Origin of the sequence: Quadrisphaera sp. DSM 44207 (assembly GCF_900101335.1) — a bacterium.
Classification (GTDB): domain Bacteria; phylum Actinomycetota; class Actinomycetes; order Actinomycetales; family Quadrisphaeraceae; genus DSM-44207.
Genome location: NZ_FNKA01000001.1, coordinates 308,340 through 333,781, shown reverse-complemented (window position 1 = coordinate 333,781; position 25,442 = coordinate 308,340). Strand labels below are relative to the sequence as shown.

Here is a 25,442-nt window from a genome sequence, read left to right as displayed (position 1 = left end):
ATCCTCCCTGCGTGAGCCGCACGTCTTCCACGTCGTGCCCGCGCGCCGCGAGCACCGGCCACGGATGGAGGAGAGCGGCGACGGCCGCTGACCGCTCCGAGCAGGACCACCAGGACGCCGCGGACCGGGCGGAGCACCAGGTGCAGCTCGAGCCCCGCTGAGCCGGCCCGCGCCCCAGGAGCTGACCACGCCCATCCAGGACGCGCGTGCGGGCGAGCGCGAACCTCGTCCGAGGCACCCGGCCGAGCACCGTGACCGTTCTACGAGCGACGAGCCTCAGGCAGGTCAGTACGTGCTCACCACCGGTGTCGCCGAACAGCGTTCGTGCTGTCAGAACGTGATCACGGGCGCCCCCGGCAGGATTCGAACCTGCGACCGTCGGATTAGAAGTCCGGTGCTCTGTCCGCTGAGCTACGAGGGCGGTGCGGCGGCCGCGGCCGCCGCACCGGCAGCGTAGGGCGTGCGCGACGCGCCCCGACCCGGCGTTGGACGGGACCACCCCCGCCAGGCAGTCTGTGCCCGTGAGCTCACCGGCGCGCGAGGACGGACCGGCCTCCGCGGGGGGCCCGGTCTCGCTGCTCGACGCCCTCGAGACGCTGCGCGCGCGCGTCGACGCCCTGAGCCTGCCCCTGGAGACCGGCGGTGTCGAGGCCAGCCGCCGCGAGCGCACGCGCCTGCTCGGCCAGCTCGACGACTACCTGATCCCGCGCCTGCGCCGCCTCGACGCCCCGCTGCTCGCGGTGGTCGGCGGCTCGACGGGGGCCGGCAAGTCCACGCTCGTCAACTCCCTGGTGCGCCACCACGTCACGACGCCGGGCGTGCTGCGTCCCACGACGCGCCAGCCCGTGCTCGTGCACCACCCGGACGACACGGCGTGGTTCACCTCGCCGCAGGTGCTGCCGCACCTGCCGCGCCTGACCGGGGCCGTGCCCCCGGACGAGCGGGACGACGCGCGCTCCCAGGGCTGGCGCGACGGCGACGCGCGCGCGAACGGCAGCGCGAACGGCACGACGAGCACCACCGCCACCGCGACCGCCGCGGTCGCCGCGACGCCGATCGGCTCGGCGCGGGGCCTGCTGCTCGTGCCCGACTTCGCGCAGACACCGGGCCTGGCCCTGCTCGACGCCCCCGACGTCGACTCCGTCGTCGAGGCCAACCGCGACCTCGCCGTCCAGCTGCTCGGCGCCGCCGACCTGTGGCTGTTCGTCACCACCGCCGCCCGCTACGCCGACGCCGTGCCGTGGGAGGTGCTGCGCACGGCCACCGAGCGCGGCACGGCCGTGGCCGTCGTCCTCGACCGCGTGCCCCCCGACGCCGTGGAGGAGGTGCGCGAGGACCTCGCCCGCATGCTGCAGGAGGCCGGGCTCGAGCACGCCCCGCTGTTCACGCTCGTCGAGTCGGCCCTGGACGGCGGGATGCTGCCGGAGGAGCAGCTGGCGCCCCTGCGCGCGTGGCTGGCGCAGATCGCCGCCGACGCGCGCAGCCGCGACGTCGTCGTGCGCCGCACCCTGAGCGGGGCCCTGGCCTCCCTGCAGGTGCGCGTGCCGCGGCTCGCGGATTCCGCCGACGCGCAGGACGCGGAGGTCGAGGCGCTGCGCGCCGACCTCGAGGAGGCCTACGCCGGCGCCACCGACGGGCTCTCGGACCACCTCTCCGACGGCACGCTGCTGCGCGGGGAGGTCCTCGCCCGCTGGCAGGAGTTCGTCGGCACCGGGGAGCTGCTGCGCTCGCTGCAGGGCGCCGTCGGGCGGGTGCGCGACCGCGTGGTCGCCGCCGTGCGCCGCCGCCCGCCGCCCGCCGAGCGGCTGGGGGAGGCCCTGGCCGGGGGCGTGGCGGCCCTCGTGGTGGACGCCGCGGCGCGCGGCCGCGAGCAGGCGCTGCTGCGCTGGCGCGCCCGCCCCTCGGGCGCCGCGCTGCTGGCGCACCTGCCGCCGCAGCGCGCCGGCCTCGCCGACCCGCGCCTGCCCGCGCGCACGGGCGAGGACGTGGAGCGGCTGGTGCGCGACTGGCAGGGGCACGTCCTGGACCTCGTGCGCGCGGAGGGCCAGGGGCGGCGCAGCCAGGCGCTGCTGCTCTCCCTCGGGGTCTCCGGCGCGGGCGCCGTCCTCATGCTCGTCGTCTTCGCGGGCAGCGCGGGCCTGACGGGCGCGGAGGCGGGCATCGCCGCCGCCACCGCGGCCCTGGCGCAGCGGGTGCTGGAGGCCGTCTTCGGCGACCAGGCCGTGCGCGAGCTGGCCGAGGCCGCGCGCAAGGACCTCGTGCGCCGCGTGGAGGACCTGCTCGCGGGGCAGCGGGCCGAGCTGGCCGCCCTGCTGCCGCCGAGCACGGGCGACGGGCCGCGCCTGCGCGACGTCGCCCGCACCGTGGCCGGGGCCAGCGCCGCGGAGCAGGACGCCGCCGAGCAGGACGGCGCCGAGCAGGACGGCGCCGAGCAGGACGGCGCCGAGCAGGACGGTGCAGAACAGGACGGCGCCGCGGGGCAGGACGGAGCGGAGGCGTGAGCAGCGCGTCGACCGCGGCGCGCCGCGCCGACGCCGCCGCCGCGGGCCTGCCCCGTGCGCTGTCCGCGCTGCAGGAGGCGCTCGAGGTCGGCGGCGAGCGCCTCGACCCGGACGCCGTCGCGGCCGCCCGCGTGGTCCTCGCCCGCGCGCGCGAGCGCTTCCGGGACGGCGCGGCGGCCGACGCCTCGGTGGTCGCGCTCGCCGGCGCCACCGGCAGTGGCAAGTCGAGCCTGTTCAACGCCCTCGCGGGCCTGGAGGTCTCCCGCGTCGGGGTGCGCCGGCCGACGACGTCCGCGCCCACGGCGTGCACGTGGGGCGACGTGCCCGAGTCCCTCCTCGACTGGCTGGAGGTGCCGCGCCGGCACCGCACCGAGCGGGTGAGCGTGCTCGACGCCGACACCGAGGCCCCGCTGTCCGGGCTGGTGCTGCTGGACCTGCCCGACCACGACTCCACCGCCGTCTCCCACCGCCTGCAGGTGGACCGCCTCGTCGGCCTGGTGGACCTGCTGGTGTGGGTGGTCGACCCGCAGAAGTACGCCGACGCCGCGCTGCACGCCGGCTACCTGCGCCACCTCGTCGACCACCAGGGCGTCGTCCTCGTCGTGCTCAACCAGGTCGACACGCTGACCCCGGAGGAGGCCGACGCCTGCGAGGCCGACCTGCGCCGGCTGCTGGACGCCGACGGGCTGACGCGGGTGCGGCTGCTGCGCGCCTCCGCGCGCACCGGCGTCGGGGTGCCCGCCCTGCGCGACCTGCTGACCGGGATCGTGCAGGCCCGCACGGCAGCGACCCAGCGCACCGAGGCCGACCTCGCGCACGCGGTCTCGCGCCTGCGCGCCGGCGTCGCGCCCACCGAGCCGGACCCGGCGCGCGCGCCCGGCGCGGACCAGCTCGTCGACGCCCTGGCGCGCGCCGCCGGGGTGCCGACCGTGCTGGACGCCGTCCGCGCCTCCGAGGTGCGCCGGGGGCGGGCCAGCACAGGCTGGCCGTTCACCCGCTGGGCCCGGCGCCTGCGCCCGGACCCGCTGCGTCGCCTGCACCTGGCCGAGCGGCAGGAGGGCGGCCGGGCCGGGCGAGCTGCCCGGGACGAGGAGGTCGAGGAGGCGCTGCGCCGCCTGCAGCGCTCCTCGCTGCCCGACCCGACGCCCGCCCAGCGCGCCCAGGTCGCGACCGCGGCGCGGGCGGTGGCGGGGGCCGCGGCCGCCGAGCTGCCGCAGCGGTGGGCCGACGCGGTGCGCGCCGCCGCGGCGCCGGCCGTCGACGACCTCGCCGACGCCCTGGACCAGGCGGTGCAGTCGGTGGACCTGACGAGCCCGCCGCCGCGCTGGTACGCGCTCGTCTCGGCGCTGCAGCTGCTGCTGGCCGCGGCCGTCGTCGTCGGGGCCGTGTGGCTGGGCGCGATGGGCCTGCTGGCGTGGCTGCAGCTGCCGCAGCCGCCCGTGCCGCGCGTCGGCGCGGACCCGTTCGACGTGCCGGTGCCCACCCTGCTCCTCCTCGGGGGCGCGCTGGCCGGCATCGCACTGGCGGCGCTGTGCGCTCCGCTGGTGCGGCGCCGGGCCCGCCGCCGGCGGCGGCGGGTGGAGGCGCGGCTGCGCGAGGCGATCGGCGCCGTGGCCCGCGAGCGCCTCCTCGACGCCGTCGCCGCGGTCCTCGCCCAGCACCGGCGCACCCGCGAGCTGCTGGACGCCGCCGCACCCCGCTGAGGGCCCGTCCACCCCGGCGCCCCGCAGCCGCCCGCCAGAGCCTCAGCGCCGGGGTGGACCGGTCAGATCCTGCCGGCCGACGACGGCGAGCAGGTCGAGCTGGCCCGCGGCCGGGCTGCCCGCGGGAGCGGTGAAGAACAGCAGCCGCTGGCGCCCGTCCTCGCTGACCAGGCGCTGGCAGTCGAGCTCCAGGACGCCGAGGGTCGGGTGCACGATCCGCTTGCGCAGCGAGCGGCGGACGGCGACGTCGCCGCTGTCCCACAGCGCGGTGAACTCGGCGCTGCGCACCCGCAGCCGGTCGACCAGGTCGCGGGCCTCGGGGTCGCGGCCGCGGCGGGCGACGGCCGCACGCAGGTCGGCGACGAGGTCGCGCGAGTGACGGGGGTGGTCCTCGGCCGGGTACAGCGCCCGGCTGGCCGGGTCGGTGAACCACCGGTGCACGGAGCTGGCCGCCGGGCCGCTGCCCGGGCCGGGGTCGCCGAGCAGCGCGGCGCCCAGCCGGTTCTGCGCCAGGGTGACGTGCAGGTCGGTGGTGACCCGGGCCGGAGTGCCTTCCAGGTGGTCCAGCAGGGCGAGCATCGACGGCTGCACGTGCGCGGCGGCGCCCGTGGCGGGAGCGGCCCGCCCGGCCAGGTGGAACAGGTGGTCGCGCTCGTCGTCCGAGAGCCGCAGCGCGCGGGCCAGGGCGGCGAGCACCGACGCCGACGGGTGCGCGCCCCGGCCCTGCTCGAGCTCGGTGTAGTACTCCACCGACGCGCCGGCCAGCACGGCCACCTCGTCGCGGCGCAGCCCGGGCACGCGCCGCCGCGGACCGGTGGGCAGCCCCACCTCGGCCGGGCGGATGCGCGCCCGCCGGGAGGCGAGGAAGGCGCCGAGCTCCGCTGCGTCCACGCCGCCAGTGTCCGCGCCGCTGCGCGGCCTCAGCCAGGGGCCGCCGACCCCGGGGTGAGCAGCCCCTGGTCGTCGTCCCCGGCCGCGCCGACGGTGGTGCCGCCCGGCCGCTGCGGCCGGGCGGATCGGAGGAGGACGCATGAGGCAGAGCACCACCCGCGTCGCGGTGGTCACCGGCGGGTCCCGCGGCATCGGCCGGGCCGTCGCCGGCCGGTTGGCCGCGGACGGCTGCGCCGTCGTGGTCGGGTACGGGGGGAGCGAGGACGAGGCCCGGGCGGCCGTCGTGGAGGTCACCGGACGCGGTGGCCGGGCGGTGGCGGTGCAGGCCGACGTCGCCGACGAGCGCGCCGTCGCCGCGCTGTTCGACGCCGCCGAGTCGGCGTTCGGCGGGGTCGACGTCGTGACGCACGCCGCCGGGCGGATGGCGCTCGCGCCGCTGGCCGACCTCGACCTGGCCGAGCTCGACGCGCTGCACCGCACCAACGTGCGCGGCACCGTCGTCGTCGCTCAGCAGGCGGTGCGCCGGCTGCGCCGCGGCGGCGCGCTGGTCCTGTTCTCCTCCTCGGTGCTCGGCCGCCCGTTCCCCGGCTACGGGGCCTACGCCGCGAGCAAGGGCGCCGTCGAGGGGCTGGTGGTGGTGCTGGCGGAGGAGGTGCGCGGCCGCGACGTCACGGTCAACGCCGTGGCCCCCGGCCCGACCGCGACCGACCTGTTCCTGGAGGGCAAGAGCGCGGAGCTCGTGGCCCGCCTGGCCGCCGAGCCGCCGATGGAGCGCCTCGGCACCCCGGACGACGTCGCCGGCGTGGTGTCCTTCCTCGCGGGCCCGGACGGCCGCTGGGTGCACGGGCAGGTCGTGCGCGCCAACGGCGGCCTGGTCTGAGGCCCCTGCGGGGGTGCTGGCGGACCGGCGCCGGTCGCGGTCCACCGGCCCGGGCGTCACTCCCCGCCGCGGCGGGAGCGCTTGAGCTCGCTGCGCTGCCGCTTCGCCCGCAGCCGGCGCTCCGAGGACCCCCGCGTCGGCCGGGTGCGGCGCCGGGCCGGTGGTGGCGGGGCCAGCGCGGCGCGCAGCAGGTCGGCCATCCGCTCGCGGGCGGCCGTCCGGTTGCGCAGCTGGGAGCGGTGCTCGCTCGCGGTCACCGTGAGGACGCCGTCCACCAGCCGGCCGCCCAGGCGGGAGGCCAGCTGGTGCCGCTGGGCGTCGGTGAGCCCGGGCAGCTGCAGCGGGGCGAGGGAGAGCTCCACCCGCGAGTCCGCCGTGTTCACTCCCTGCCCGCCGGGGCCGGAGGAGCGCGAGAAGCGCCAGCGCAGCTCAGCCGCGGGCACGAGCAGGGAGGCGGTGACCGGCAGGTCACCGCCGGCGTCGTTCCCGGCGGGCACCCCTCCAGTGTGGCGCCGGCGCCGCTCACCTCCCGTCCACAGCCCCCTCCGGCGTCCCGGCGTCCACAGGAGGGCCACCGGCGCTGTCAGGAGGCCGGGGGCGCGGGCCAGGCTCGCGGCGTCCCGCAGGGCGCGGGAGGCAGGAGGAGCAACGTGCAGGCGAGCAGCGTCACCGTGGTCGGGCACCTGGCGGCCGACCCGGTCTTCCGGAGGACCGACACCGGGCTGGAGATCACGCGGTTCCGGATCGGCTCCACCCCGAGCCGCTTCGACCGGGCCACCCGGCAGTGGGTGGACCAGCCGACCAGCTGGTGGAACGTCAGCTGCTTCCGGGCGCTGGCGGCCAACGCGGCGGCGTCCCTGCGCAGGGGCGACCGCGTGCTCGTCGTCGGGCGCCCCAGCGTGCGCGACTGGACCCGCGAGGACGGGCGCACCGGCACCTCCGCGGACATCGAGGCCGAGAGCATCGGCCACGACCTGGCGTGGGGGACGACGTCCTTCAGCCGGGTGGTGCGCAGCGAGCGGGTGGACCTGCCCGTGCAGGGCGAGGTCGACGCCATGGACGACCGGATCGCCGCCGAGATCGCCGCCGAGCGGGAGCGGGAGCTGGCCGACCTGGAGGCGCAGGACGCCGGGGAGGTGGTCGCGCGGGCGTGAAGGGCCGGCGGAGGGGCGCTCGCGGCGGACCGGGCCGTGCGGGCGCCCCTCTACCCTGGAGGCATGCCGGAGTTCATCTACACCATGCACAAGGCGCGCAAGGCGCACGGCGACAAGGTCATCCTCGACGACGTCACCATGTCCTTCTACCCCGGCGCGAAGATCGGCGTCGTGGGCCCCAACGGCGCCGGCAAGTCGACGATCCTGAAGATCATGGCGGGCCTGGACCAGCCGTCCAACGGCGAGGCCCGCCTGACCCCCGGCTACAGCGTCGGCATGCTGCAGCAGGAGCCGCCGCTGGACGAGGACAGGACGGTGCTGGAGAACGTCCAGCAGGGGCTCGGCGACCTGAAGGTCAAGATGGACCGGTTCACCGAGATCGGGAACCTCATGGCCGAGCCGGACGCCGACTTCGACGCCCTGATGGCGGAGATGGGCGAGCTGCAGGAGGAGCTGGACCACGCGAACGCGTGGGACATGGACGCCCAGCTCGAGCAGGCGATGGACGCGCTGCGCTGCCCGCCGCCGGACGCCGACGTGAAGGTCCTCTCCGGCGGCGAGCGCCGCCGCGTGGCGCTGTGCCGGCTGCTGCTGTCCAAGCCCGACCTGCTGCTGCTCGACGAGCCGACCAACCACCTCGACGCCGAGTCCGTCACCTGGCTGGAGCAGCACCTGGCCTCCTACGCCGGCGCCGTCCTGGCGGTCACCCACGACCGGTACTTCCTCGACAACGTCGCGCAGTGGATCGCCGAGGTCGACCGCGGCCGGCTCTACCCCTACGAGGGCAACTACTCCACCTACCTGGAGAAGAAGGCCGAGCGCCTGCAGGTGCAGGGCAAGAAGGACGCCAAGCTCGCCAAGCGCCTCAGGGACGAGCTGGACTGGGTGCGCTCGAACGCCAAGGGCCGCCAGAGCAAGTCCAAGGCGCGCCTGGCCCGCTACGAGGAGATGGCGGCGGAGGCCGAGCGCACCCGCCGGCTCGACTTCGAGTCCATCCAGATCCCGCCGGGCCCGCGCCTGGGCGCCCAGGTCATCGAGGTCGACGACCTGCAGAAGGGCTACGGCGAGCGCGTCCTCATCGACGACCTGTCCTTCACGCTGCCGCGCAACGGGATCGTCGGCGTCATCGGTCCCAACGGCGTCGGCAAGACGACGCTGTTCAAGACCATCGTCGGGCTGGAGGAGCCGGACGGCGGCAAGGTGCGCATCGGGGAGACCGTGAAGATCTCCTACGTCGACCAGGACCGCGGCGGCATCGACGCGACGGAGACGCTGTGGGAGGTCGTCTCCGACGGGCTCGACCACATCCAGGTCGGCAACGTCGAGATGCCCTCGCGCGCCTACGTCTCCGCGTTCGGGTTCAAGGGCCCGGACCAGCAGAAGCCGGCCGGGGTGCTCTCCGGTGGCGAGCGCAACCGCCTGAACCTGGCGCTGACCCTCAAGCAGGGCGGCAACCTGCTGCTGCTCGACGAGCCGACGAACGACCTGGACGTCGAGACGCTGTCCTCCCTGGAGGACGCGCTGCTGGAGTTCCCCGGCTGCGCCGTGGTGATCTCCCACGACCGCTGGTTCCTCGACCGCGTGGCCACGCACATCCTCGCCTACGAGGGCACGGAGGAGGAACCGACGCGCTGGTACTGGTTCGAGGGCAACTTCGAGGGCTACCAGCAGAACAAGGTCGCCCGCCTCGGTCCGGAGGCCGCCCGCCCGCACCGGGTGACCCACCGGCGCCTCACGCGCGACTGACGGCGCCTCGCGCGCGACCGGCAGCGCCCGCGCGCCGGCCGGCGGCTCAGCCGCCGCGCCCGTCGACCAGCTCGGCGAGCGCGGCGGCGGCCATCGCGTCACCGGCCGCGGCGCCGAGCCGGAACTGCTCGGCCGCCTCCTCGCGGCGGCCGGTCTCCCACAGCAGCAGGCCCAGGTTGTGGTGGCCGAAGTCGTCGCCGGCGGCCACGGCCCGCCGGTAGGCGGCCTCGGCGCCGGCGAGGTCGCCGTGCTCGTCCCACAGCAGGTTGCCCAGCGGCAGGCAGCTCTGGCGCTCCCCGGCGCCCACCCCGGCCTCGAGCACCTGCTGGGCCTCGGCCAGGCGCCCGGTGCGCCGCAGCAGCGTGCCCAGCGCGGCGCGGGCCTCCGGGTCGTGCGGCGCGGCGGCGCGCAGCAGCGGCTCCGCCTGGCCGTCGCGCCCGCGCTCGGCCAGGAGCACGCCGAGGGCTCCGGCGCCGGCGGGGTCGCCCGCCTGCAGGCCGGCGCGGTAGTGCAGCTCGGCGCCCTCGTCGTCGCCGTCGTCGTGGTCGAGGTCGCCCAGCGGCACGTGCGCGGCCGGCTCCCCGGCGGCCACGGCGGTCTCCAGCACCGCGCGGGCCTGCTCGACCCGGCCCTCGTCGCGGTGCAGCAGGCCGAGGTTGAGCAGCGCGTCGTCCTCGCCGGCGGCGACCGCGCGCTCGTAGGCGCCGCGGGCCTCCTCGGTGCGCCCGAGGTCGCGCAGGGTGTTGCCGAGGTTGAACTCCACCCAGGAGGCGCCCAGGGCGACGGCGCGGCGGAAGCACGCCTCGGCCTCCCCGAGGCGGCCGGCGTCGGAGAGGTCGCAGCCCAGCTCGTTCCAGTCCCGCGGGTCCTGCGAGCCCTCCACGGCGGCCAGCCGGGCGTCGAGCGCGCCGCCGCCGGACGGCGCACCGGGCCCGGTGCCGTGCTCAGCCACGGGTGGTGCGCACCATGCCCTCCTGCAGCACCGTGGCGACCAGGGCGCCGTCCCGCGAGTACAGCAGCCCCTGCCCCAGGCCGCGGCCGCCGGAGGCCGAGGGGCTGGTCTGCACGTACAGCAGCCACTCGTCGGCGCGCGCGGGCCGGTGCCACCACATCGCGTGGTCGATGCTGGCCGCCCGCAGCCCCGGGTGCGCCCACGCCAGCCCGTGCCGGCGCAGCACCGGCTCGAGCACCGTGTAGTCGCTGGCGTACGCCGTCACCGCCCGGTGCAGCCCGTCGTCGTCCGGCAGCGCGCCGACCGCGCGCATCCACACCGCCTGCGCGTCGGTGCGCTCGGCGGGCCCGTCGAGGAACAGGGGCCCGTCCACGTGCCGCAGGTCCACGGGCCGCTCGTGCGACCAGTGCTGCGCCACCGGGTCGTCCAGGTGGCCGATGAGGTCCGCCGTGGTCGGCAGCTCCTCCGGGCCGGGCACCTGCGGCATCGGCCGCCCGTGGTCCAGGCCCTCGTCCGGGCTCTGGAAGGAGGCGATCGCCGACAGGATCGGCGCGCCCTGCTGGGACGCCTGCACCCGGCGGGCCGAGAACGAGCGCCCGTCGCGCAGCCGCTCGACCGTGAAGGTGATCGGGGTGTCGGGGTCGCCGGGGCGCAGGAAGTACGCGTGCATCGAGTGCGCCGGCCGCTCCGGCGGCGCGGTGCGCGTCGCCGCGACGAGCGCCTGCGCGAGCACCTGGCCCCCGAACACCCGCCCCCACGGGCGCGGGGTGTTCAGTCCGGTGAACACGTCCACCCCGCCGACGCCGCGCGGCCTCTCCTGCAGGTCGAGGACGGCGAGGAGCCCGGCGAGCGGACCGGGGACGTTCTCAGCGGGTGGCTGGGCCATGCGCGCACCCTAGGCCGCGGCGGCCGGGGCGGCGATCACAGACCGCGACGGGTGCGCCAGCATGGCGCCATGGGTCGTCTGCGGGTGCCGGTGGCGGTGCGGTGGTCGGACATGGACGCGTTCGGGCACGTGAACAACGTCCAGTTCCTCCGGCTGATGGAGGAGGTCCGCATCCGCGCCTTCGAGGAGCTGCGCGGCGGTGGGCCGAGCCTGCTGGAGACCGGCGTGCTCGTGGCGCGGCACGAGGTGGAGTACCTGCAGCCGATGCGGTGGCGCCCCGAGCCGGTGCTGGTGGACCTGTGGGTCACCCGCGTCGGCGGCGCCAGCTTCGACCTCGGCTACGAGGTCGCGGACGACGCGGGCCGGGACGGCGCGCGGGCGGTCTACCTGCGGGCGGCGTCGACCATGGTGACCTTCGACGTCGCGACGGGCAGCACCCGGCGGGTCAGCGAGGCCGAGCGGGCGGTGCTGCAGGGCTGGCTCGGGGACCCGGTGCCCTTCCGCCGCCGACGGGCGTGAGCGCGCCCGGGAGCCCGTCCGGGAGCGCGGCGGGAGAGCTGGTGCCCGCGGACCCGCGGGCGCTGGCCGACCTCGCCGTGCTCGTCGCGCGGGCGCGCCGCGCCGACCCCGAGGGCGCCGCGCGCCTGGTCGCCGTCCCGGCGCCCGACGGCGGTGGGGTGCTGGCCGTGTCGGTCTCGCCGCTGCACGGGCCGGGGCTGCCGACGGTGCTCGGCATGCGCGCCCTCGCGCTGCGCGGGCCGGCGCGCCTGGACGTCACCGTGGCGCTCGCGGCCCTGGCCGAGCGCCTGGCGCGCACGATGCACGTGCTGCCCGTGCCGCCGGTGCAGGTGCTGACCGCCTCCTGGCCCGGGCTCGCGCCTCCGCGCGGCGGGTGGCAGGCGCTGGAGCCGGTGGCTGCGCACCAGCTGCGGGCCGCGGCCGCAGAGGGAGCGGCGCAGGTGGCGGCCGGGGCGCCGCGCACCTCGGTGTGGACCCGGCCGCTGGCGGGGCAGGCCGGCGCGGCCGGTGGGACGACGGCGCTCGCGCTCGCGGCCGACGTCCTGGGGTTCCTGCCCGGGGAGGGGGCGCCGTCCGGGAGCGGTGGGGCGGCGGCGCCCGGTGGTGAGGTGGCGGCGGCGCGCAGCGGCCCGTGGGTGCGCCTGAGCACCGCCCGCGGGCACGTGCTGGCCCGCCCGCCGATGCTCCTGTGACGCTCAGGCGCCGGGGTGGAGCCGTGCATCGCACTCTCCCGGAAAGGTGCTGCCAGCCAGGCCCCGTGAACCGCACCCTTCCGGAAGAGTGCGGTCGAGTGGGTTCCCCGGCCGCACTCTTCCGAGAAGGTGCGGGAACGGGGCGGGTCAGCGGCGCAGGGAGGCCCGGGCGCGGCGCGCCGCCGCCCACGCCGGGGCCCGCACGGCCGCGATCGCCGCGGGGGCGGCCAGCCCCGGTGGCGGGTTCAGCACCGGGTCGAGGTCGACCGGCGCGTCCGGGCCGTCGAGGGGCCCGTGCAGGTGCAGGCGCCCGAACGCCCGCCACGGCCCCCGCGGGGAGGCGGCGAGCAGCTGCAGCTGCAGGCCGCCGCCGCTGCGCACGGGCTCCGGTCGGGCGGCCAGCAGCACCAGGCGCCCGGTGGTGGTGCGGTAGGGCAGCAGCGACCCGTACGCGCCGCGCCCGGGGCGCCACCGGGGCACGAGCACGAACCGGGTCAGCCGGCCCAGACCCGTCGTGGCCAGCGGGACGTCGAGCACGCCGGCACCACCACCAGCACCGCCGGGAGCAGCGCCGGCACCACCAGGGCCAGCAGCGGCGGCACCGGGGACGTCGGCGCGCAGCGCCAGGCCGAGCACGTCCGGCAGGGGAGCGGGCAGGCCCGCGGCCCGCGACAGGCGCACCAGGCCGGGATCGGTGCCGGGCTCGTCGAGCCACGCCGCACCCCACGGCTGCGCCCCGGGCGGCGTGCCCTCGCGCACCGCGGTGGCCCGCACCACCGAGCCGCGCGGGTGCAGCGGCTTGCCGCGGCGCAGCCGCGCGGCGGCGCCGAACACCACGCCCAGCGCCGCGCCCGCCGCGCGGGGCAGCGGCCCGGCGCCGGCGCCGGGACGAGCGGGGGCCCCTGGTGATCGCTCACGAGCGGGCCCTACCCCGCGGGGCCGGGGTCAGGCGCGCAGCCAGGCGGTCGTGCCGGGCGGGAGCACGCGCGCGCCGTCCGGGCGGGTGCCGAGCTCGCCGCTGGCGAGGAGCACCTCGGCGTCCGCGGGCAGCGCCAGCTCGGCGTCGGCGAACGCGGTCACCACGAGCACCTCGCCGCGCGAGCCGGTGGTGAACGCCAGCACGTCCGGTCCGGCGCCCGGCAGCTCCACCCACCGCAGGTCGCCGCGGCCGAGGTCGTGCTCGCGGCGCAGGCGCAGCGCCTCGCGGTACACCTCGTACGTCGAGCTGGGCACCCCGACCTGCAGGTCCGCGGCGTAGCGGGCGTACGCGGCCGGCTGCGGCAGCCACGTGCGCCCGCTGGGCCCGAAGCCGAGGCCGGGCGCGTCGTGCCGCCACGGCATCGGCACCCGGCACCCGTCGCGGCCGATCTCCTCCCCGCCCGTGCGCCGGAACGCCGGGTCCTGGCGGGCCTCGTGCGGCATCGCCGTGTGGTCGGGCAGGCCGAGCTCCTCGCCCTGGTACAGGTACGCCGAGCCCGGCAGCGCCAGCATCAGCAGGCTCGCCGAGCGCCCGAGCCGCAGGCCGAGCTCCTCGTCGGGCTGCGGGTCCTCGGCGGTGATGCCGTTGGGCCGCGCCGTGCCCACGGGCAGGCCCATGCGCGAGACGTGCCGGACGACGTCGTGGTTGCTCAGCACCCACGTCGTCGGCGCCCCCACGGCCCTGTCGGCGGCCAGGGAGGCGTCGACGACCGTGCGCAGGTCCGCCGCCGTCCACGGGCTGTCGAGGAAGGGGAAGTTGAACGCCTGGTGCATCTCGTCCGGGCGCACGTACCGGGCCAGCCGCTCGGCCGGGGCCACCCAGGCCTCGGCGACCATCATCCGGTCGCCGTCGTAGGAGTCGAGCACCCGCCGCCAGGAGCGGTAGATCTCGTGCACGTCGTCCTGGTCCCACATCGGGGCGCGCTCGCCGTCGGGGTCGGCGTGCACCAGGCCGTGGGCCCGGGACCAGTCCGGCAGGCCGTCGGCCTTGACCAGGCCGTGCGCGACGTCGACGCGGAAGCCGTCGACGCCGCGGTCGAGCCAGAACCGCAGCACGTCCTCCAGGTGCTCGCGCACCTCGGGGTTGCTCCAGTCCAGGTCGGGCTGCTTGGAGTCGAACAGGTGCAGGTACCACTGGCCGGGGGTGCCGTCGGGCTCGCTCACGCGCGTCCACGCCCGGCCGCCGAAGACGCTGCGCCAGTCGTTCGGCGGCTGCTCGCCGCCCGGGCCGCGGCCGTCGCGGAAGATGTAGCGGGCCCGCGCGCGGCTGCCCGGCCCGGCGGCCAGCGCCTCCTGGAACCACGCGTGCTCGTCCGAGGTGTGGTTGGGCACGAGGTCGACGACCACGCGCAGGCCGAGGTCGTGGGCGCGCGCGATGAGGGCGTCGGCGTCGGCGAGGGTGCCGAAGATCGGGTCGACGTCGGTGTAGTCGGCGACGTCGTAGCCGGCGTCGGCCTGCGGCGAGCGGTAGAAGGGGCTCAGCCAGACGGCGTCCACCCCCAGCGCCGTCAGGTGCTCCAGGCGGGCGGTGATGCCGGGCAGGTCGCCGATGCCGTCGCCGTCCGCGTCGGCGAACGAGCGCGGGTAGACCTGGTAGATCACCGCGCTGCGCCACCACTCGCGGCCGGCGCCGGCGGGCGGCGTCGGGGAGGACGGGGCCGGTGCGGAGGGGCTCGCGGTCACGGGCGAGCAGCCTAGGTCAGCCGTCGACGGTGTTCAGCATGCTGTGGGCCGCCCGCTCGAGGTAGTCCCACAGCAGGTCGTGCTGCTGCGGGGGCAGGTCGAGGGAGTCGACGGCGTCGCGCATGTGCGACAGCCAGCGGTCGCGCGCCACCGGCCCGATCCGGAAGCCGGCGTGGCGCATCCGCAGCCGCGGGTGCCCGCGGGTGGCCGAGTACGTCCCCGGCCCGCCCCAGTACTGCTCGAGGAACATCCGCAGGCGCTCGCGGGCCGGGGCGAGGTCCTCCTCCGGGTACAGCGGGCGCAGCACGTCGTCGGCGGCCACGCCCTCGTAGAACCGGTCGACGAGGCGCACGAAGGTCTCGTGGCCGCCGACGGCCTCGTAGAAGCTCTGCTGCTCGGCGGGGACGGCGCGGCGCAGGGACAGGCCGGGACGGGCGGGCTCGCTCACCCTCCCAGTGTCGCGCGCGGCGCTCGCGCGCTCGGCGCCGCTCCCGCTCCCACTGCCGTCAGCGGCGCCGCCCGCGGTCCTGGCGCAGGCGCTCCAGCTCCGGGCGGGGGGCGTGGACGTTGCCCGTCGTCGGCCCCGTGCGGCGCGGGGTGAAGCTCGCCACCCGCATCAGGGGGGTGACCAGGGCGTCGTAGACGGCGGGGAGGAGGACGAACCCGGCGACCACGAACGGGTTCGCCCAGCCGACGTCGAGCTCGCGGTGCGGCCGCTCGACGGCGTGCAGCACCTTCGCCGCGACGTCCTGCGGCGAGGCGACCGGGAAGGGCGGGCGCGGGCGGCGCCCGACGAAGTTGGCGGCCTGGTCGTAGATGGGCGTGTCCACCCCGCCGGGGGAGACGAGGGTGACGTGCACGTCGCGCAGGTCGCGGTTCTCGACCTGCATCACCCGGGTCAGGCCCCGCAGCGCCCACTTGCTCGTCACGTACGCGCCCATCCACGGCGCGGCGGTCTTGCCGAGCACCGAGCCGACGACGACGAGGGTGCCGCTGCGCTGGCGCCGGAACGTGCGCAGCGCCGCCTGGCACACGCGCACCGCGCCGAGGACGTCGACCTGCACCACCCGGTCGAAGACGTCGAGGGGCTGCTCGTCGACGCGGGCGTAGGAGACGACGCCCGAGGCCTGCACGACGACGTCGAGGCGGCCGAAGGCCTGCACCGCGTCGTCCGCGGCGGCGTGGACGGCGTGCTCGTCGGTGACGTCGAGGGGGCGCACCAGCACCCCGGCGGCCCCGGCGGCCTCGCACTCGGCGCGCACCTGCTCCAGCACGCCCGCGGCGCGGCTGGAGAGCACGAGCCGGTCCCCGCGCGCGGCGCAGGCGAGCGCGACGGCCCGGCCGATGCCGCTGCTGGCCCCGGTGACCCACACGACCCGGCCGGCGGCGACGCCGTGCGGGTCAGGGCCGGGCGCGGTGCCCCGCAGCAGCCTCGCGAGGGGGGTCAGCAGGGGCAGCGGCACGGGTGGGCCTCCATCGGGGTCGGGCGTCGGGACCGGCGCCGGGAGCGTCGGGACCGCCCGCGGCTGGCGTCGACGGGACCGGCGCGGTCGTCGACGAAGGGCGCGCTGGCCCCCTCGTCCGACACGCTGTGATCATGCGGGCGGCGCCTGCCGCGCGCACGCCGGGCCCCGCTACGGCGTGCGCGCGGGCGTCGGCGCGGGCGCGGGCGCCGGTGCGGGCTGCTCGCCGCGCAGCCAGACCGTCTGCTGCGGGAAGGGGATCTCCACGCCCTCGGCGTCGAAGCGGGCCTTGATGCGCTGGCGCATCTCCCGCGCGACGTTCCACTGCTCCAGCGGCACGGTCTTGACCACGAGCCGGACGACGACCGCGCCGGGCGCGAGCGCCTCGACGCCCCACACCTCCGGCTCCTCGAGCACCAGGTGGCGCCACTCCTCGTCCTCGGTGAACTCGTGCGCGACCTCGCGCAGCAGCTCCCGGACGCGGGCGACGTCCTCGCCGTAGGCGACGTTGACGTCGAGGACGGCGCGCGCCCACCCCTGCGACTGGTTGCCGACCCGCAGGATCTCCCCGTTGCGCACGTACCAGACCGTGCCGTCGACCGAGCGCACGCGCGTGACGCGCAGGCCCACGGCCTCCACCGAGCCGACGGCGTCGCCGAGGTCGACGACGTCCCCGACGCCGTACTGGTCCTCGAGGATGAGGAAGAGGCCGGAGAGGAAGTCCTTGACGAGGGTCTGGGAGCCGAAGCCGAGGGCGACGCCGAGCACGCCGGCGCCCGCGATGAGCGGGCCGAGGTCCACCCCGAAGACCCCGAGGACGAGCAGCACCGCCGTGATGGTCACCCCCGCGGTGGTGGTGCTGCGCAGCACCGAGCCGACGGTGCGGGCGCGCTGGGCGCGCCGCTCGCCGGCGAAGGCGCCCGCGTCGAGCACCGCCGGGGCGGCGGCTCCCGCCGAGCGCCGGCTCCAGCGGCCGATGCCCGCCTCGCCCGTGGCGATCTGCTCGGTGAGGCGGCTGATGGCCCGGTGCAGCAGCCAGCGGGCGAGCAGGCCGCCCGCGACGATGACGACGATCTGCAGCAGGCCCACGCCGTAGCCGGTCAGGTCGCGCGCGACGGTCTCGTCGACGCCCCAGGCGCGCAGGCGCCCGCAGAAGCTGCCGTCGCCGGGGAAGCAGGGGTTGAGGATCCGGTCCTGGGCCTCGTCCAGGGCGCTGGCCTGCTCCTCGACGGTGGGCTCGCCCGCCGCGGTCGCCGACGGCGTGGACGGCGTGGACGGCGCGGACGGCGCGGACGGCGACGGCGTCGCCGTCGGCACCAGGGGGTTCACGGCTCCAGCTCCAGGCCGGTGCAGGCGGCGGCGAAGGCGAGCGCGTCGGCGGTGAGCTCGACCGTGCGCGAGACGGCGCGGGCGCCGTGGCCGACGTCCGCCTCGCGCCGCAGCAGCACGGGCGCGCGCCCGGGGTCGGCGGTGGTGGCGTGCTGCAGCGCCGCGCAGGTCTTGCGGGCGTGGAGGGGGTCCACGCGGGTGTCGCCGTCGAAGACCGTGAACAGCACCGCCGGGTAGGCCGTGCCCTCGCGCACCGCGTGGTACGGGGAGTAGGCGTGCAGCCAGGCCAGGTGCTCGGGGTCGGTGGCGTCGCCGTACTCCGGCGCCCACGTCGCCCCGAGCCCGTGCAGCTGGTAGCGCACCATGTCCAGCAGCGGCGCCGAGCACAGCACGGCGGCCACCGACTCCGGCCGCTGGGTCAGGGCCGCTCCGACGAGCAGGCCGCCGTTGGAGCCGCCGGAGACGGCGAGGCGGCGCGGCGTCGTCCACCCGGCGGCGACGAGGGCGTCGGCGCAGGCGGCGAAGTCGTCGAAGACGTTCTGCTTGGCCCCGAGCATCCCGGCCCGGTGCCACTCCTCGCCCTCCTCGGCCCCGCCGCGCAGCCCTGCGCTCACCCAGGCGCCGCCGGCCTCGACCCACGCGAGGGCGGAGGCGGAGAAGCCCGGGGTCAGGGAGAGCCCGAAGCCGCCGTAGCCGTAGAGCACCGTCGGCAGCGGCTCGCGGGGCCGGCCCTGCTCGTCCGCCGCGGACGCGGGGGCGATCAGCAGCATCCGCACGGTCGTCCCGTCGGCGCTGGTGGCCTCCAGCTGGCGGGTGAGCACCGGGGGCACGCGCACGCCGCCCGGCGGCACGGCCTCGACGTCCACCGCGCCGGTGCGCGCGTCGTAGCGCAGCACCCGCGGCAGGGTCGTGGGGTCGGTGTAGGTGAACCACGCCTCGTGCCCGCCCTCGGGGCGGGCGTGCAGGCCGCCCACCGAGCCCGGGCCCGGCAGGCGCACCCGGCCGCGCTCCCCGGGCAGCTGCTCCCCGCCGGCCAGGTCGTGCACGGTGACCTCCGAGAGGGCGTGCCGGCTCCACGCGGCGAGCAGCAGCGGCCGCTCCAGCTCGGCGCCGTCGAGCACGGCGGCCCCCTCGAGGACGGCGTCGGGGCGCTCGGGCAGCAGGTCGCGCCAGCGCTCGGCGCCGGGGTCGGTCGGGTCGGCCACCGCCAGGCGCCCGCGCGGGGCGCCGAGGTCGGTGTGCACGTACAGCCGCCCGTCGCGGCCGACGCCGGCGCTGGTCGCGGCGTCCAGCCCCACGGCGACCGGCACGAGGTCGGGCGCGCCGGAGGCGGCCCCGGCGCCCGGGCCGGCCAGGTCGCCGAGCCAGACGTCGGTGCGCGGCGCCGTGCCGACGGAGGCCGAGACCGACAGCCAGCGCCCGTCGCGCGAGACCGCGACGCCGTAGTAGCTGGTGACCGGCCGGCCGGCGCCGAAGACCTCCACGTCGCCCGCGGGGTCGGTGCCGACGCGGTGCAGCCACACCCGGCGGTGGTACTGGCGCTCGGCCTCGGGCACCAGCGCGGGGTCGAGGCGGCGCACCAGGTAGAACCGCTCGCCGCCGGGCAGCCAGGCGATCGGGGAGTAGCGCACGCGGTCGACCGGGCCGTCGACGACCTCGCCCGTGGCGACGTCGAGGACCCGCAGGGCGCTCTCCTCCCGGCCGCCCTCGGACAGCTGGTAGGCGAGCAGGTCCCCCTCCAGGGACGGCGACCAGGAGTCGAGCGTGGTCAGGCCGGCGGGGTCGAGGGCGAGGGGGTCGACGAGGACGCGCTCGCGGGTGCCGCCCGCGCCGTCCGGCTCGGCGACGAGCAGCACGGGGTGGTCGCGGCCGGGGTCGCGGCGGGTGGAGAAGCGGCGCTGCCCGCGCCGCACCGGCGGGCCGACGGAGCCGGCGGCCAGCAGCTCCCCGACGCGGCGGGCGAGCCGGTCGCGGCCGGGCCAGGTGGCGCGGGCGGCGGCGAACAGCTCGTCCTGCGCGGCCGACCACGCCCGCGTGCGCGGGTCGTCCGGGTCCTCGAGCCACCGGTAGGGGTCGGCGACGCGGAGGCGGGGGTCGGCCGCCGGCAGGTCCTCGACGAGGTCCAGCCGCTCGGCCCCGGGGTAGCGCAGAGGCAGGTCCAGCACGGACGGCCACCCTACGGCGGCCGGACGGCGCGGGTGCGGCGTTCGTCGCTCGGGACCGTCCTCGCGCGCCCCGGCCCTGGAGGACGGGATCGGGTTGCACCGCCGGGGCGCCGATGAGTTCGCCGGACGGCGGCGGTCCCCTCCTCGACCGACCCCGACCCACCCCCGGAGGACCCGATGGCACGCGCGCTCCCGCGGGCGCTCAGCCCCGTGCGGCACGTCGGCTACCGCTGGCTGGCCGCGTCGCTGACCCTCTCGCTGCTCGGGCAGGGGCTGTGGGTGGTCGCCCTCGTCTGGCAGGTCGTCGCCCTCCGCGGCGGGCCGCGGGAGCTGTCGGTCGTCGTCGCGGCCGGCTCGATCGGCATGCTCGCCACGGCGCTGCTGGGCGGCGTGCTGGCCGACCGGCTCCCGCAGCGCCGCATCCTGCTCGGCGTTCAGCTGCTGCAGGCCGCCGGCGTCGGCGCTCTCGCCGCGCTGTCCCTGAGCGGCGCGCTGCAGGTCTGGCACCTGGTGGCGGTGTCGGGCCTCGGGGGCGTGGCGGCCGGCCTGTACTACCCGGCCTACTCGGCGCTGCTGCCGACGATCGTGCCGGCCGAGGACCTGCTGGCCGCCAACGGCGTCGAGGGCGTGCTGCGCCCGGTGCTGGTGCAGGCCGCGGGCCCGGCGGCCGCCGGGGCCCTGGTCGCCGCCGCGTCGCCCGGCGCGGCCCTGGCGGTCTCGGCGGCGGCCGCGCTGGCCTCGGCGGCGGCCCTGCTGCCCCTGGCGGACGCGCCCGGACCTGCCCTCGAGCCGGGCCGGCACCCGGTGCGCGCGCTCGCCGCGGACGTCGCCGAGGGCTTCGCGTACATGGTCCGCACGCCCTGGCTGCTGGCCACGCTGGTCTTCGCGTCGCTGATGATCCTGCTGATGATGGGCCCGTTCGAGGTGCTCAGCCCGTTCGTGATCAAGGACCGCGCCGCCGGGGGCCCCGCCGAGCACGCCCTCGTCCTCGCCGCGTTCGGCGTCGGCGGCGCGGTCGGGTCGCTGGTGGTGGCCTCGCTGCCCCTGCCCCGGCGGTACCTGACGGTCATGAACCTGCTGTGGGGCCTCGGGTGCGCGCCGCTCGTCGTCTTCGGCGTGGCGACGCGGGTGTGGCCGATGGTCGCCGCGGCGTTCGCCTGCGGCGCCCTGTTCAGCGGCGGCATGGTGATCTGGGGGACGCTGCTGCAGCGGCGCGTGCCGCCGCACCTGCTCGGGCGGGTCTCGAGCCTGGACTTCTTCGTCTCCCTGCTGTTCATGCCCGTCTCCATGGCGCTGGCCGGGCCGGTCGCCGCAGCCGTCGGGCTGTCGACGACCTTCCTGATCGCCGGCACCGCGCCCGCCGTGATCGCCGTGGTCGCGATCCTCGCCGCGCGCATGCCGGCCGACGAGCTCGCGCACCCGCTCGCCGCAGCGCCCGCCCCGGCGGGGGACGACGGGGGCGCCGCAGGCGCCGCGTCGAAGCCGGCGGGGGACGTCGGGGACGGCGCGCCCGCACGGGCGTGAGCGCCGGTGGCCGCCGTAGGGTCGCGGGCGTGGACGTCGGGGTGCGGCTGGTGACCGAGGACGACGCCCCCGCCCTGGCCGACCTGCTGCGGGCCAGCCGGGAGCACCTCGCCCCGTGGGAGCCCGAGCGGGACGAGGCGCACTCCACCGAGGCCGAGCAGCGCCGGCTGGTCGCCGCCGCCCTGGCGCAGCACCGGGAGGGCAGGACGGTCCCCCTGGTGATCGTCGAGGACGGCGACGTGGTCGGACGGGTCACCGTGGCCGACGTCGTCCGCGGCGCCTTCCAGTCGGCGCACCTGGGCTACTGGGTCGCGCAGGCCCGCACCGGACGCGGCGTGGCCACCGCCGCGGTCGCCCGGGCGGTGCGCGTGGCCTTCGACGACCTGGGCCTGCACCGCCTGCAGGCGGACACGCTCGTGCACAACACCGCCTCCCAGCGGGTCCTGGCGCGCAACGGCTTCACGCGCATCGGGATGGCGCCGCGCTACCTGCGCATCGCCGGCCGGTGGCAGGACTGCCTGCTGCACCAGCTCCTGCACGAGCCCCGGTCCTGACCGGCGGCGCGGGTGGGGGCCGTCGGCGGCGTCTGCGAGGATCCCGCGCGGAGCACCCCGAGGACAGGAGCCCTCAGCCGTGAGCGACACCGCCCAGACCGCCCCGAGCGCCGAGCGGGCGCCGTCCGGGGCCCTGACCGAGCTGGCCGCCGCCCACGGGGTCGCCACCGAGTACTGGGACTGGCAGGGCCGCCACGTCGTCGTCCCCGAGGCCACGATCGTCGCCGTCCTCGCCGCGCTCGGCGTGCGGGCCGCGGACGAGGCGCAGGCGCGCGCGGCGCTCGCCGAGCACCAGCTCGCCCCGTGGCGCCGCGTGCTCCCGCCGGTCGTCGTCCTGCGCTCCGGGGAGGCCGAGCGCACCGTGCCGGTGCACGTCCGGCACGGGCAGCAGCTGCGCGTGTGGGTGGAGCTCGAGGACGGCGGGCGCCGCGACCTGGAGCAGGTGCAGCGGTGGGTGGAGCCGCAGCGGGTCGACGGCGTCGAGGTCGGGGAGGCGACGTACGCGCTGCCCGCCGGGCTGCCGCTGGGCTGGCACGTCGTCCGCGCGGCGGCGGGCGACGGCTCGATGGCGACCGCATCCCTCGTCGTCACACCCGACCGGCTGGAGCTGCCCGCCTCCCTCGGCCCCGGCGGGCACCGCTGGGGCTTCATGGCGCAGCTGTACTCCGTGCGCAGCACCCGCTCGTGGGGCCTGGGCGACCTGGCCGACCTCGCCGAGCTGCTCGACTGGAGCGGGCGCGACCTGGGCGCCGACTTCCTGCTCGTCAACCCGCTGCTCGCGGCCGAGCCCGCCGGGCGCATGCAGCCCTCCCCGTACCTGCCGACCACGCGGCGCTTCACCAACCCGGTCTACCTGCGCGTGGAGGACGTGCGCGAGGTCGCCTACCTGCCCTCCGCGCAGCGCGCGGAGCTCGAGCGCCTCTCGCAGGTGCCGCGGGCGGCGAACACCGACCCCGACTCCCTCGACCGGGACGTCGTGTGGGCCGCCAAGCGCGCCGCGCTGGAGGTCGTCTTCGCCGCGGGGCGCAGCCCCGCGCGCCAGGCGTCCTTCGAGGCCTACCGCGCCCGCGAGGGCAGCGGCCTGGAGGACTTCGCGCTGTGGTGCGCCCTCGCCGAGCGCTCCGGCGGCGAGGAGTGGCCGACCGAGCTGCAGGACCCGCGCTCGGCGGCCGTCGCCCGGGCCCGCGAGGAGCTGGCCGAGCGCGTGACCTTCCACGCGTGGCTGCAGTGGCTGTGCGACGAGCAGCTGGCCGCCGCCCAGCGGACGGCGGCGCAGGCCGGCATGGCCCTGGGCGTCGTGCACGACCTGGCCGTCGGCGTGCACCCCTCCGGGGCGGACTCGTGGGCGCTGCGCGACGTCCTCGCCCGCGGCGTCAACGTCGGCGCCCCGCCGGACGCCTTCAACCAGCAGGGGCAGGACTGGTCGCAGCCGCCGTGGCGCCCCGACGCGCTCGCCGAGGCCGGCTACCTGCCCTTCCGCGACGTCGTCCGCACGATCCTGCGCCACGCCGGGGGACTGCGCGTCGACCACGTCATCGGCCTGTTCCGCCTGTGGTGGGTGCCGCAGGGGCTCGGCCCGGCCCTGGGCACCTACGTGCGCTACGACCACGACGCCCTGGTCGGCATCCTGTGCCTGGAGGCCGCCCGCGCCGGCGCGGTGGTCGTGGGGGAGGACCTCGGCGTCGTCGAGCCGTGGGTGCGCGTCTACCTGCGCGAGCGCGGCGTGCTCGGCACCTCGGTGCTGTGGTGGGAGCGCGACGAGCAGGGCAGGCCGCTGCCACCGCAGGCGTGGCGGGAGCTGTGCCTGGCCACCGTCACCACGCACGACCTTCCGCCCACGGCCGGCTACCTCGCGCACGAGCACGTCGCGCTGCGCGACCGCCTGGGGCTGCTGACCCGCCCGGTGGAGGAGGAGCGCGCCGCCGACGCCGACGAGCAGGGCGCCGTGCTGCAGCAGCTGCGCGACCTCGGCCTGCTGCACGAGGGCGCGAGCGAGCAGGACGTCGTCGAGGCGCTGCACGCCTTCCTCCCGCTCACCCCCAGCCGGCTGCTGGGCGTGGCGCTGACGGACGCCGTGGGGGAGCACCGCACGCAGAACCAGCCCGGCACCTCCGACGAGCACCCGAACTGGCGGGTGCCCCTGGCCGACGGCGAGGGCCGCCCGGTGCTCGTCGAGGACCTGCGCACGTCGCCGCGCGCGGCCTCCCTCGCTGCCGTGGTCGCCCGGTGAGCGCCTCCGGGTCCACCCCCGCCCGCAGCGCCGGCAGCGGCCCCGGGACGGGGGCGGAGGACCGCGGCGGGCTGGCGGAGTTCGGCTACGCCCAGCGCCTGGACCGCACCCTCGGCCGCTTCGCGTCCTTCGCGGCCGGGGTCAGCTACATCTCGATCCTCACCGGCACCTTCCAGCTGTTCTACGTCGGCTACGGCACGGCCGGCCCGGCGTACGTGCTGTCCTGGCCCCTCGTCTTCGCCGGGCAGCTGATGGTGGCCCTGTGCTTCGCGGAGCTGGCCGCGCGCTACCCGGTGGCCGGCTCGGTCTACAACTGGGCCAAGAAGCTCGGCGGGCCCACGACGTCGTGGATGGCGGGCTGGATGATGCTCAGCGCGTCCGTCGTCACGCTCGCGGCCGTCGTCCTGGCGTACCAGATCACGCTGCCGCAGCTGTGGTCCGGCTTCCAGGTCGTCGGCGACGGCACCGGGCCGTACGACTACGCCGTCAACGCCGTCGTCCTCGGCAGCGCGCTCGTGGTGTTCGTGACCGTGGTCAACGCCTGCGGCGTGAGGCTGATGTCGCGCATCAACAGCGCGGGCGTGTTCGTCGAGCTCGTGGCCGCGGTGCTGCTGATCGTGCTCCTGGCCGCCAGCGCGGTGCGCGGTCCCGGCGTCGTGACCGAGACGAACGGCTTCGGCGGCGACCGCTCGCTCGGCTACCTCGGCGCCTTCCTCGTCGCCTCCCTCGCCTCCGGCTACGTCATGTACGGCTTCGACACCGCCAGCTCGCTGGGGGAGGAGACCGTCGACCCCCGCCGCACCGCCCCGGCCGCGATCCTGCGGGCGCTGGTCGCTTCGTTCGTCCTGGGCGGGCTGATCCTGCTCTTCGGGGTCATGGCGGTGCGCGACCCGGGCGACCCCTTGCTGAGCTCCAGCTCCGGGGGCCTGCAGCACGTCGTCCTCGGCGCGCTCGGCGGCACCGTGGGCAAGGTCTTCCTCGCCTGCATCGCCGTCGCCATCACCGTGTGCGCGCTCGCGGTGCACACGGCGACCATCCGCACGGTGTTCGCGATGGCCCGCGACGACAACCTGCCCGCCAGCGCCCGCCTGGCGCGCCTGCACCCGCGCTTCCGCACGCCGGTGACGGCGTCCGTGCTCGTCGGGGTGGTGGCGGTGGCGATCCTGCTGGTCAACGTGCGCCAGCCGCAGATCTTCACGGTGGTCACGAGCATCGCCGTGGTCATGATCTACGCGTCCTACCTGCTGGTGACCGTCCCGATGCTCCTCGCGCGCCTGCGCGGCACGTGGCCGCCGCGCGAGGCGGGCGGCTTCACGCTGGGCCGGTGGGGGCTGCCGGTCAACGCGGCTGCGGTCCTGTGGGGCGCCGCGATGGCGCTGAACCTGGCCTGGCCGCGCCGGGAGGTCTACAACGCGGTCGGGCCGCAGCACTGGTACCTGCAGTGGGGCGCGTTCGTCTTCGTCGGGGCGATCGCCCTGGTCGGCCTGACCTGGTACGCCGTCCGGCGGCGCTCGCCGGCCCGCGTGCTGCCCGAGCACGCCGCGGTGGTGCCGCCGTCGGCCGCGGCCGACGGCGCGGTCTGAGCCGCAGCC

Annotated in this window: 22 protein-coding genes and 1 tRNA gene; 12 read left to right on the top strand and 11 right to left on the bottom strand. The window is 77.5% G+C overall.

The window, feature by feature from the left end; all coding sequences use genetic code 11:
• Window positions 1-11 precede the first annotated feature (11 nt).
• Window positions 12-161, top strand: a complete 150-nt coding sequence (locus BLS82_RS15505) for a hypothetical protein (RefSeq protein ID WP_176818869.1) — start codon at window positions 12-14, stop codon at window positions 159-161.
• Window positions 162-348: 187 nt separating this feature from the next.
• Here BLS82_RS15505 and BLS82_RS01505 read toward each other — a convergent pair.
• Window positions 349-421 (bottom strand) — tRNA-Arg (locus BLS82_RS01505).
• A gap of 100 nt (window positions 422-521) precedes the next feature.
• Here BLS82_RS01505 and BLS82_RS15935 point away from each other — a divergent pair.
• Window positions 522-2,501 (top strand): GTPase domain-containing protein, encoded by a 1,980-nt coding sequence (locus tag BLS82_RS15935; protein WP_218123435.1) that lies wholly within the window; start codon window positions 522-524, stop codon window positions 2,499-2,501.
• Entirely contained in the window at window positions 2,498-4,204 is a 1,707-nt protein-coding gene (locus tag BLS82_RS01495) for a GTPase (RefSeq protein ID WP_218123434.1), read from the top strand. Before BLS82_RS15935 ends, BLS82_RS01495 begins: the two co-directional genes overlap by 4 nt.
• A 42-nt stretch (window positions 4,205-4,246) precedes the next feature.
• Here BLS82_RS01495 and BLS82_RS01490 read toward each other — a convergent pair whose 3' ends face one another.
• Window positions 4,247-5,095 carry a helix-turn-helix transcriptional regulator gene (locus tag BLS82_RS01490; protein ID WP_092860979.1) on the bottom strand — a complete coding sequence of 283 codons (849 nt, stop codon included), beginning with the start codon at window positions 5,093-5,095 and terminating at the stop codon, window positions 4,247-4,249.
• 139 nt (window positions 5,096-5,234) lie between these two features.
• On the opposite strand from BLS82_RS01490, the gene BLS82_RS01485 reads away from it, so the two are divergent.
• Window positions 5,235-5,975, top strand: a complete 741-nt coding sequence (locus BLS82_RS01485) for an SDR family oxidoreductase (protein ID WP_092860977.1) — start codon at window positions 5,235-5,237, stop codon at window positions 5,973-5,975.
• 56 nt (window positions 5,976-6,031) lie between these two features.
• Here the strand turns inward: BLS82_RS01485 and arfB are convergent, their stop codons facing one another.
• A complete protein-coding gene (arfB, locus tag BLS82_RS01480) occupies window positions 6,032-6,472 on the bottom strand; it encodes an alternative ribosome rescue aminoacyl-tRNA hydrolase ArfB (protein ID WP_092860975.1) in 441 nt (146 codons plus the stop codon).
• Between the two features lie 153 nt (window positions 6,473-6,625).
• On the opposite strand from arfB, the gene BLS82_RS15500 reads away from it, so the two are divergent.
• The gene (locus tag BLS82_RS15500) at window positions 6,626-7,129 is read left to right on the top strand and encodes a single-stranded DNA-binding protein (RefSeq protein WP_176818868.1); all 504 of its coding nucleotides are present in this window, start codon (window positions 6,626-6,628) and stop codon (window positions 7,127-7,129) included.
• A gap of 63 nt (window positions 7,130-7,192) precedes the next feature.
• A complete protein-coding gene (ettA, locus tag BLS82_RS01470) occupies window positions 7,193-8,875 on the top strand; it encodes an energy-dependent translational throttle protein EttA (protein WP_092860973.1) in 1,683 nt (560 codons plus the stop codon).
• A gap of 46 nt (window positions 8,876-8,921) precedes the next feature.
• Here ettA and BLS82_RS01465 read toward each other — a convergent pair whose 3' ends face one another.
• A complete protein-coding gene (locus tag BLS82_RS01465) occupies window positions 8,922-9,827 on the bottom strand; it encodes a tetratricopeptide repeat protein (protein ID WP_092860971.1) in 906 nt (301 codons plus the stop codon).
• Window positions 9,820-10,713, bottom strand: coding sequence for an acyl-CoA thioesterase (locus tag BLS82_RS01460; protein ID WP_092860969.1), 894 nt, complete (start codon window positions 10,711-10,713; stop codon window positions 9,820-9,822). Before BLS82_RS01460 ends, BLS82_RS01465 begins: the two co-directional genes overlap by 8 nt.
• Window positions 10,714-10,782: 69 nt before the next feature.
• Here BLS82_RS01460 and BLS82_RS01455 point away from each other — a divergent pair, with 69 nt between their 5' ends.
• Window positions 10,783-11,232: an acyl-CoA thioesterase gene (locus tag BLS82_RS01455; RefSeq protein ID WP_092860967.1), complete on the top strand. Its 450-nt coding sequence runs from the start codon at window positions 10,783-10,785 to the stop codon at window positions 11,230-11,232.
• Window positions 11,229-11,924, top strand: a complete 696-nt coding sequence (locus BLS82_RS01450; RefSeq protein WP_218123432.1) for a DUF8010 domain-containing protein — start codon at window positions 11,229-11,231, stop codon at window positions 11,922-11,924. Before BLS82_RS01455 ends, BLS82_RS01450 begins: the two co-directional genes overlap by 4 nt.
• 147 nt (window positions 11,925-12,071) lie before the next feature.
• Here the strand turns inward: BLS82_RS01450 and BLS82_RS01445 are convergent, their stop codons facing one another.
• The 6 genes from BLS82_RS01445 to BLS82_RS01420 form a co-directional block, all read right to left on the bottom strand.
• Window positions 12,072-12,761, bottom strand: coding sequence for a hypothetical protein (locus BLS82_RS01445; RefSeq protein ID WP_218123431.1), 690 nt, complete (start codon window positions 12,759-12,761; stop codon window positions 12,072-12,074).
• Window positions 12,762-12,869: 108 nt separating this feature from the next.
• Window positions 12,870-14,585 (bottom strand): glycoside hydrolase family 13 protein, encoded by a 1,716-nt coding sequence (locus BLS82_RS01440; protein WP_092860963.1) that lies wholly within the window; start codon window positions 14,583-14,585, stop codon window positions 12,870-12,872.
• A gap of 16 nt (window positions 14,586-14,601) precedes the next feature.
• Window positions 14,602-15,033: a globin gene (locus BLS82_RS01435; protein ID WP_092860961.1), complete on the bottom strand. Its 432-nt coding sequence runs from the start codon at window positions 15,031-15,033 to the stop codon at window positions 14,602-14,604.
• Window positions 15,034-15,091: 58 nt separating this feature from the next.
• Window positions 15,092-16,048 carry an SDR family NAD(P)-dependent oxidoreductase gene (locus tag BLS82_RS01430; protein ID WP_218123430.1) on the bottom strand — a complete coding sequence of 319 codons (957 nt, stop codon included), beginning with the start codon at window positions 16,046-16,048 and terminating at the stop codon, window positions 15,092-15,094.
• A 171-nt stretch (window positions 16,049-16,219) separates the two neighbouring features.
• Window positions 16,220-17,377 carry a mechanosensitive ion channel family protein gene (locus tag BLS82_RS01425; RefSeq protein WP_218123429.1) on the bottom strand — a complete coding sequence of 386 codons (1,158 nt, stop codon included), beginning with the start codon at window positions 17,375-17,377 and terminating at the stop codon, window positions 16,220-16,222.
• Window positions 17,374-19,542: a prolyl oligopeptidase family serine peptidase gene (locus BLS82_RS01420; RefSeq protein ID WP_218123428.1), complete on the bottom strand. Its 2,169-nt coding sequence runs from the start codon at window positions 19,540-19,542 to the stop codon at window positions 17,374-17,376. Before BLS82_RS01420 ends, BLS82_RS01425 begins: the two co-directional genes overlap by 4 nt.
• Before the next feature lie 177 nt (window positions 19,543-19,719).
• Here BLS82_RS01420 and BLS82_RS01415 point away from each other — a divergent pair, with 177 nt between their 5' ends.
• The 4 genes from BLS82_RS01415 (at window position 19,720) to BLS82_RS01405 (ending at window position 25,433) form a co-directional block, all read left to right on the top strand.
• Window positions 19,720-21,066: an MFS transporter gene (locus tag BLS82_RS01415; protein ID WP_092860959.1), complete on the top strand. Its 1,347-nt coding sequence runs from the start codon at window positions 19,720-19,722 to the stop codon at window positions 21,064-21,066.
• Window positions 21,067-21,095: 29 nt separating this feature from the next.
• A complete protein-coding gene (locus tag BLS82_RS01410; protein WP_092860957.1) occupies window positions 21,096-21,620 on the top strand; it encodes a GNAT family N-acetyltransferase in 525 nt (174 codons plus the stop codon).
• Window positions 21,621-21,699: 79 nt separating this feature from the next.
• Window positions 21,700-23,850 (top strand): 4-alpha-glucanotransferase, encoded by a 2,151-nt coding sequence (malQ, locus tag BLS82_RS15930; protein ID WP_255378044.1) that lies wholly within the window; start codon window positions 21,700-21,702, stop codon window positions 23,848-23,850.
• The gene (locus BLS82_RS01405) at window positions 23,847-25,433 is read left to right on the top strand and encodes an APC family permease (protein WP_218123427.1); all 1,587 of its coding nucleotides are present in this window, start codon (window positions 23,847-23,849) and stop codon (window positions 25,431-25,433) included. Before malQ ends, BLS82_RS01405 begins: the two co-directional genes overlap by 4 nt.
• Window positions 25,434-25,442 lie beyond the last annotated feature (9 nt).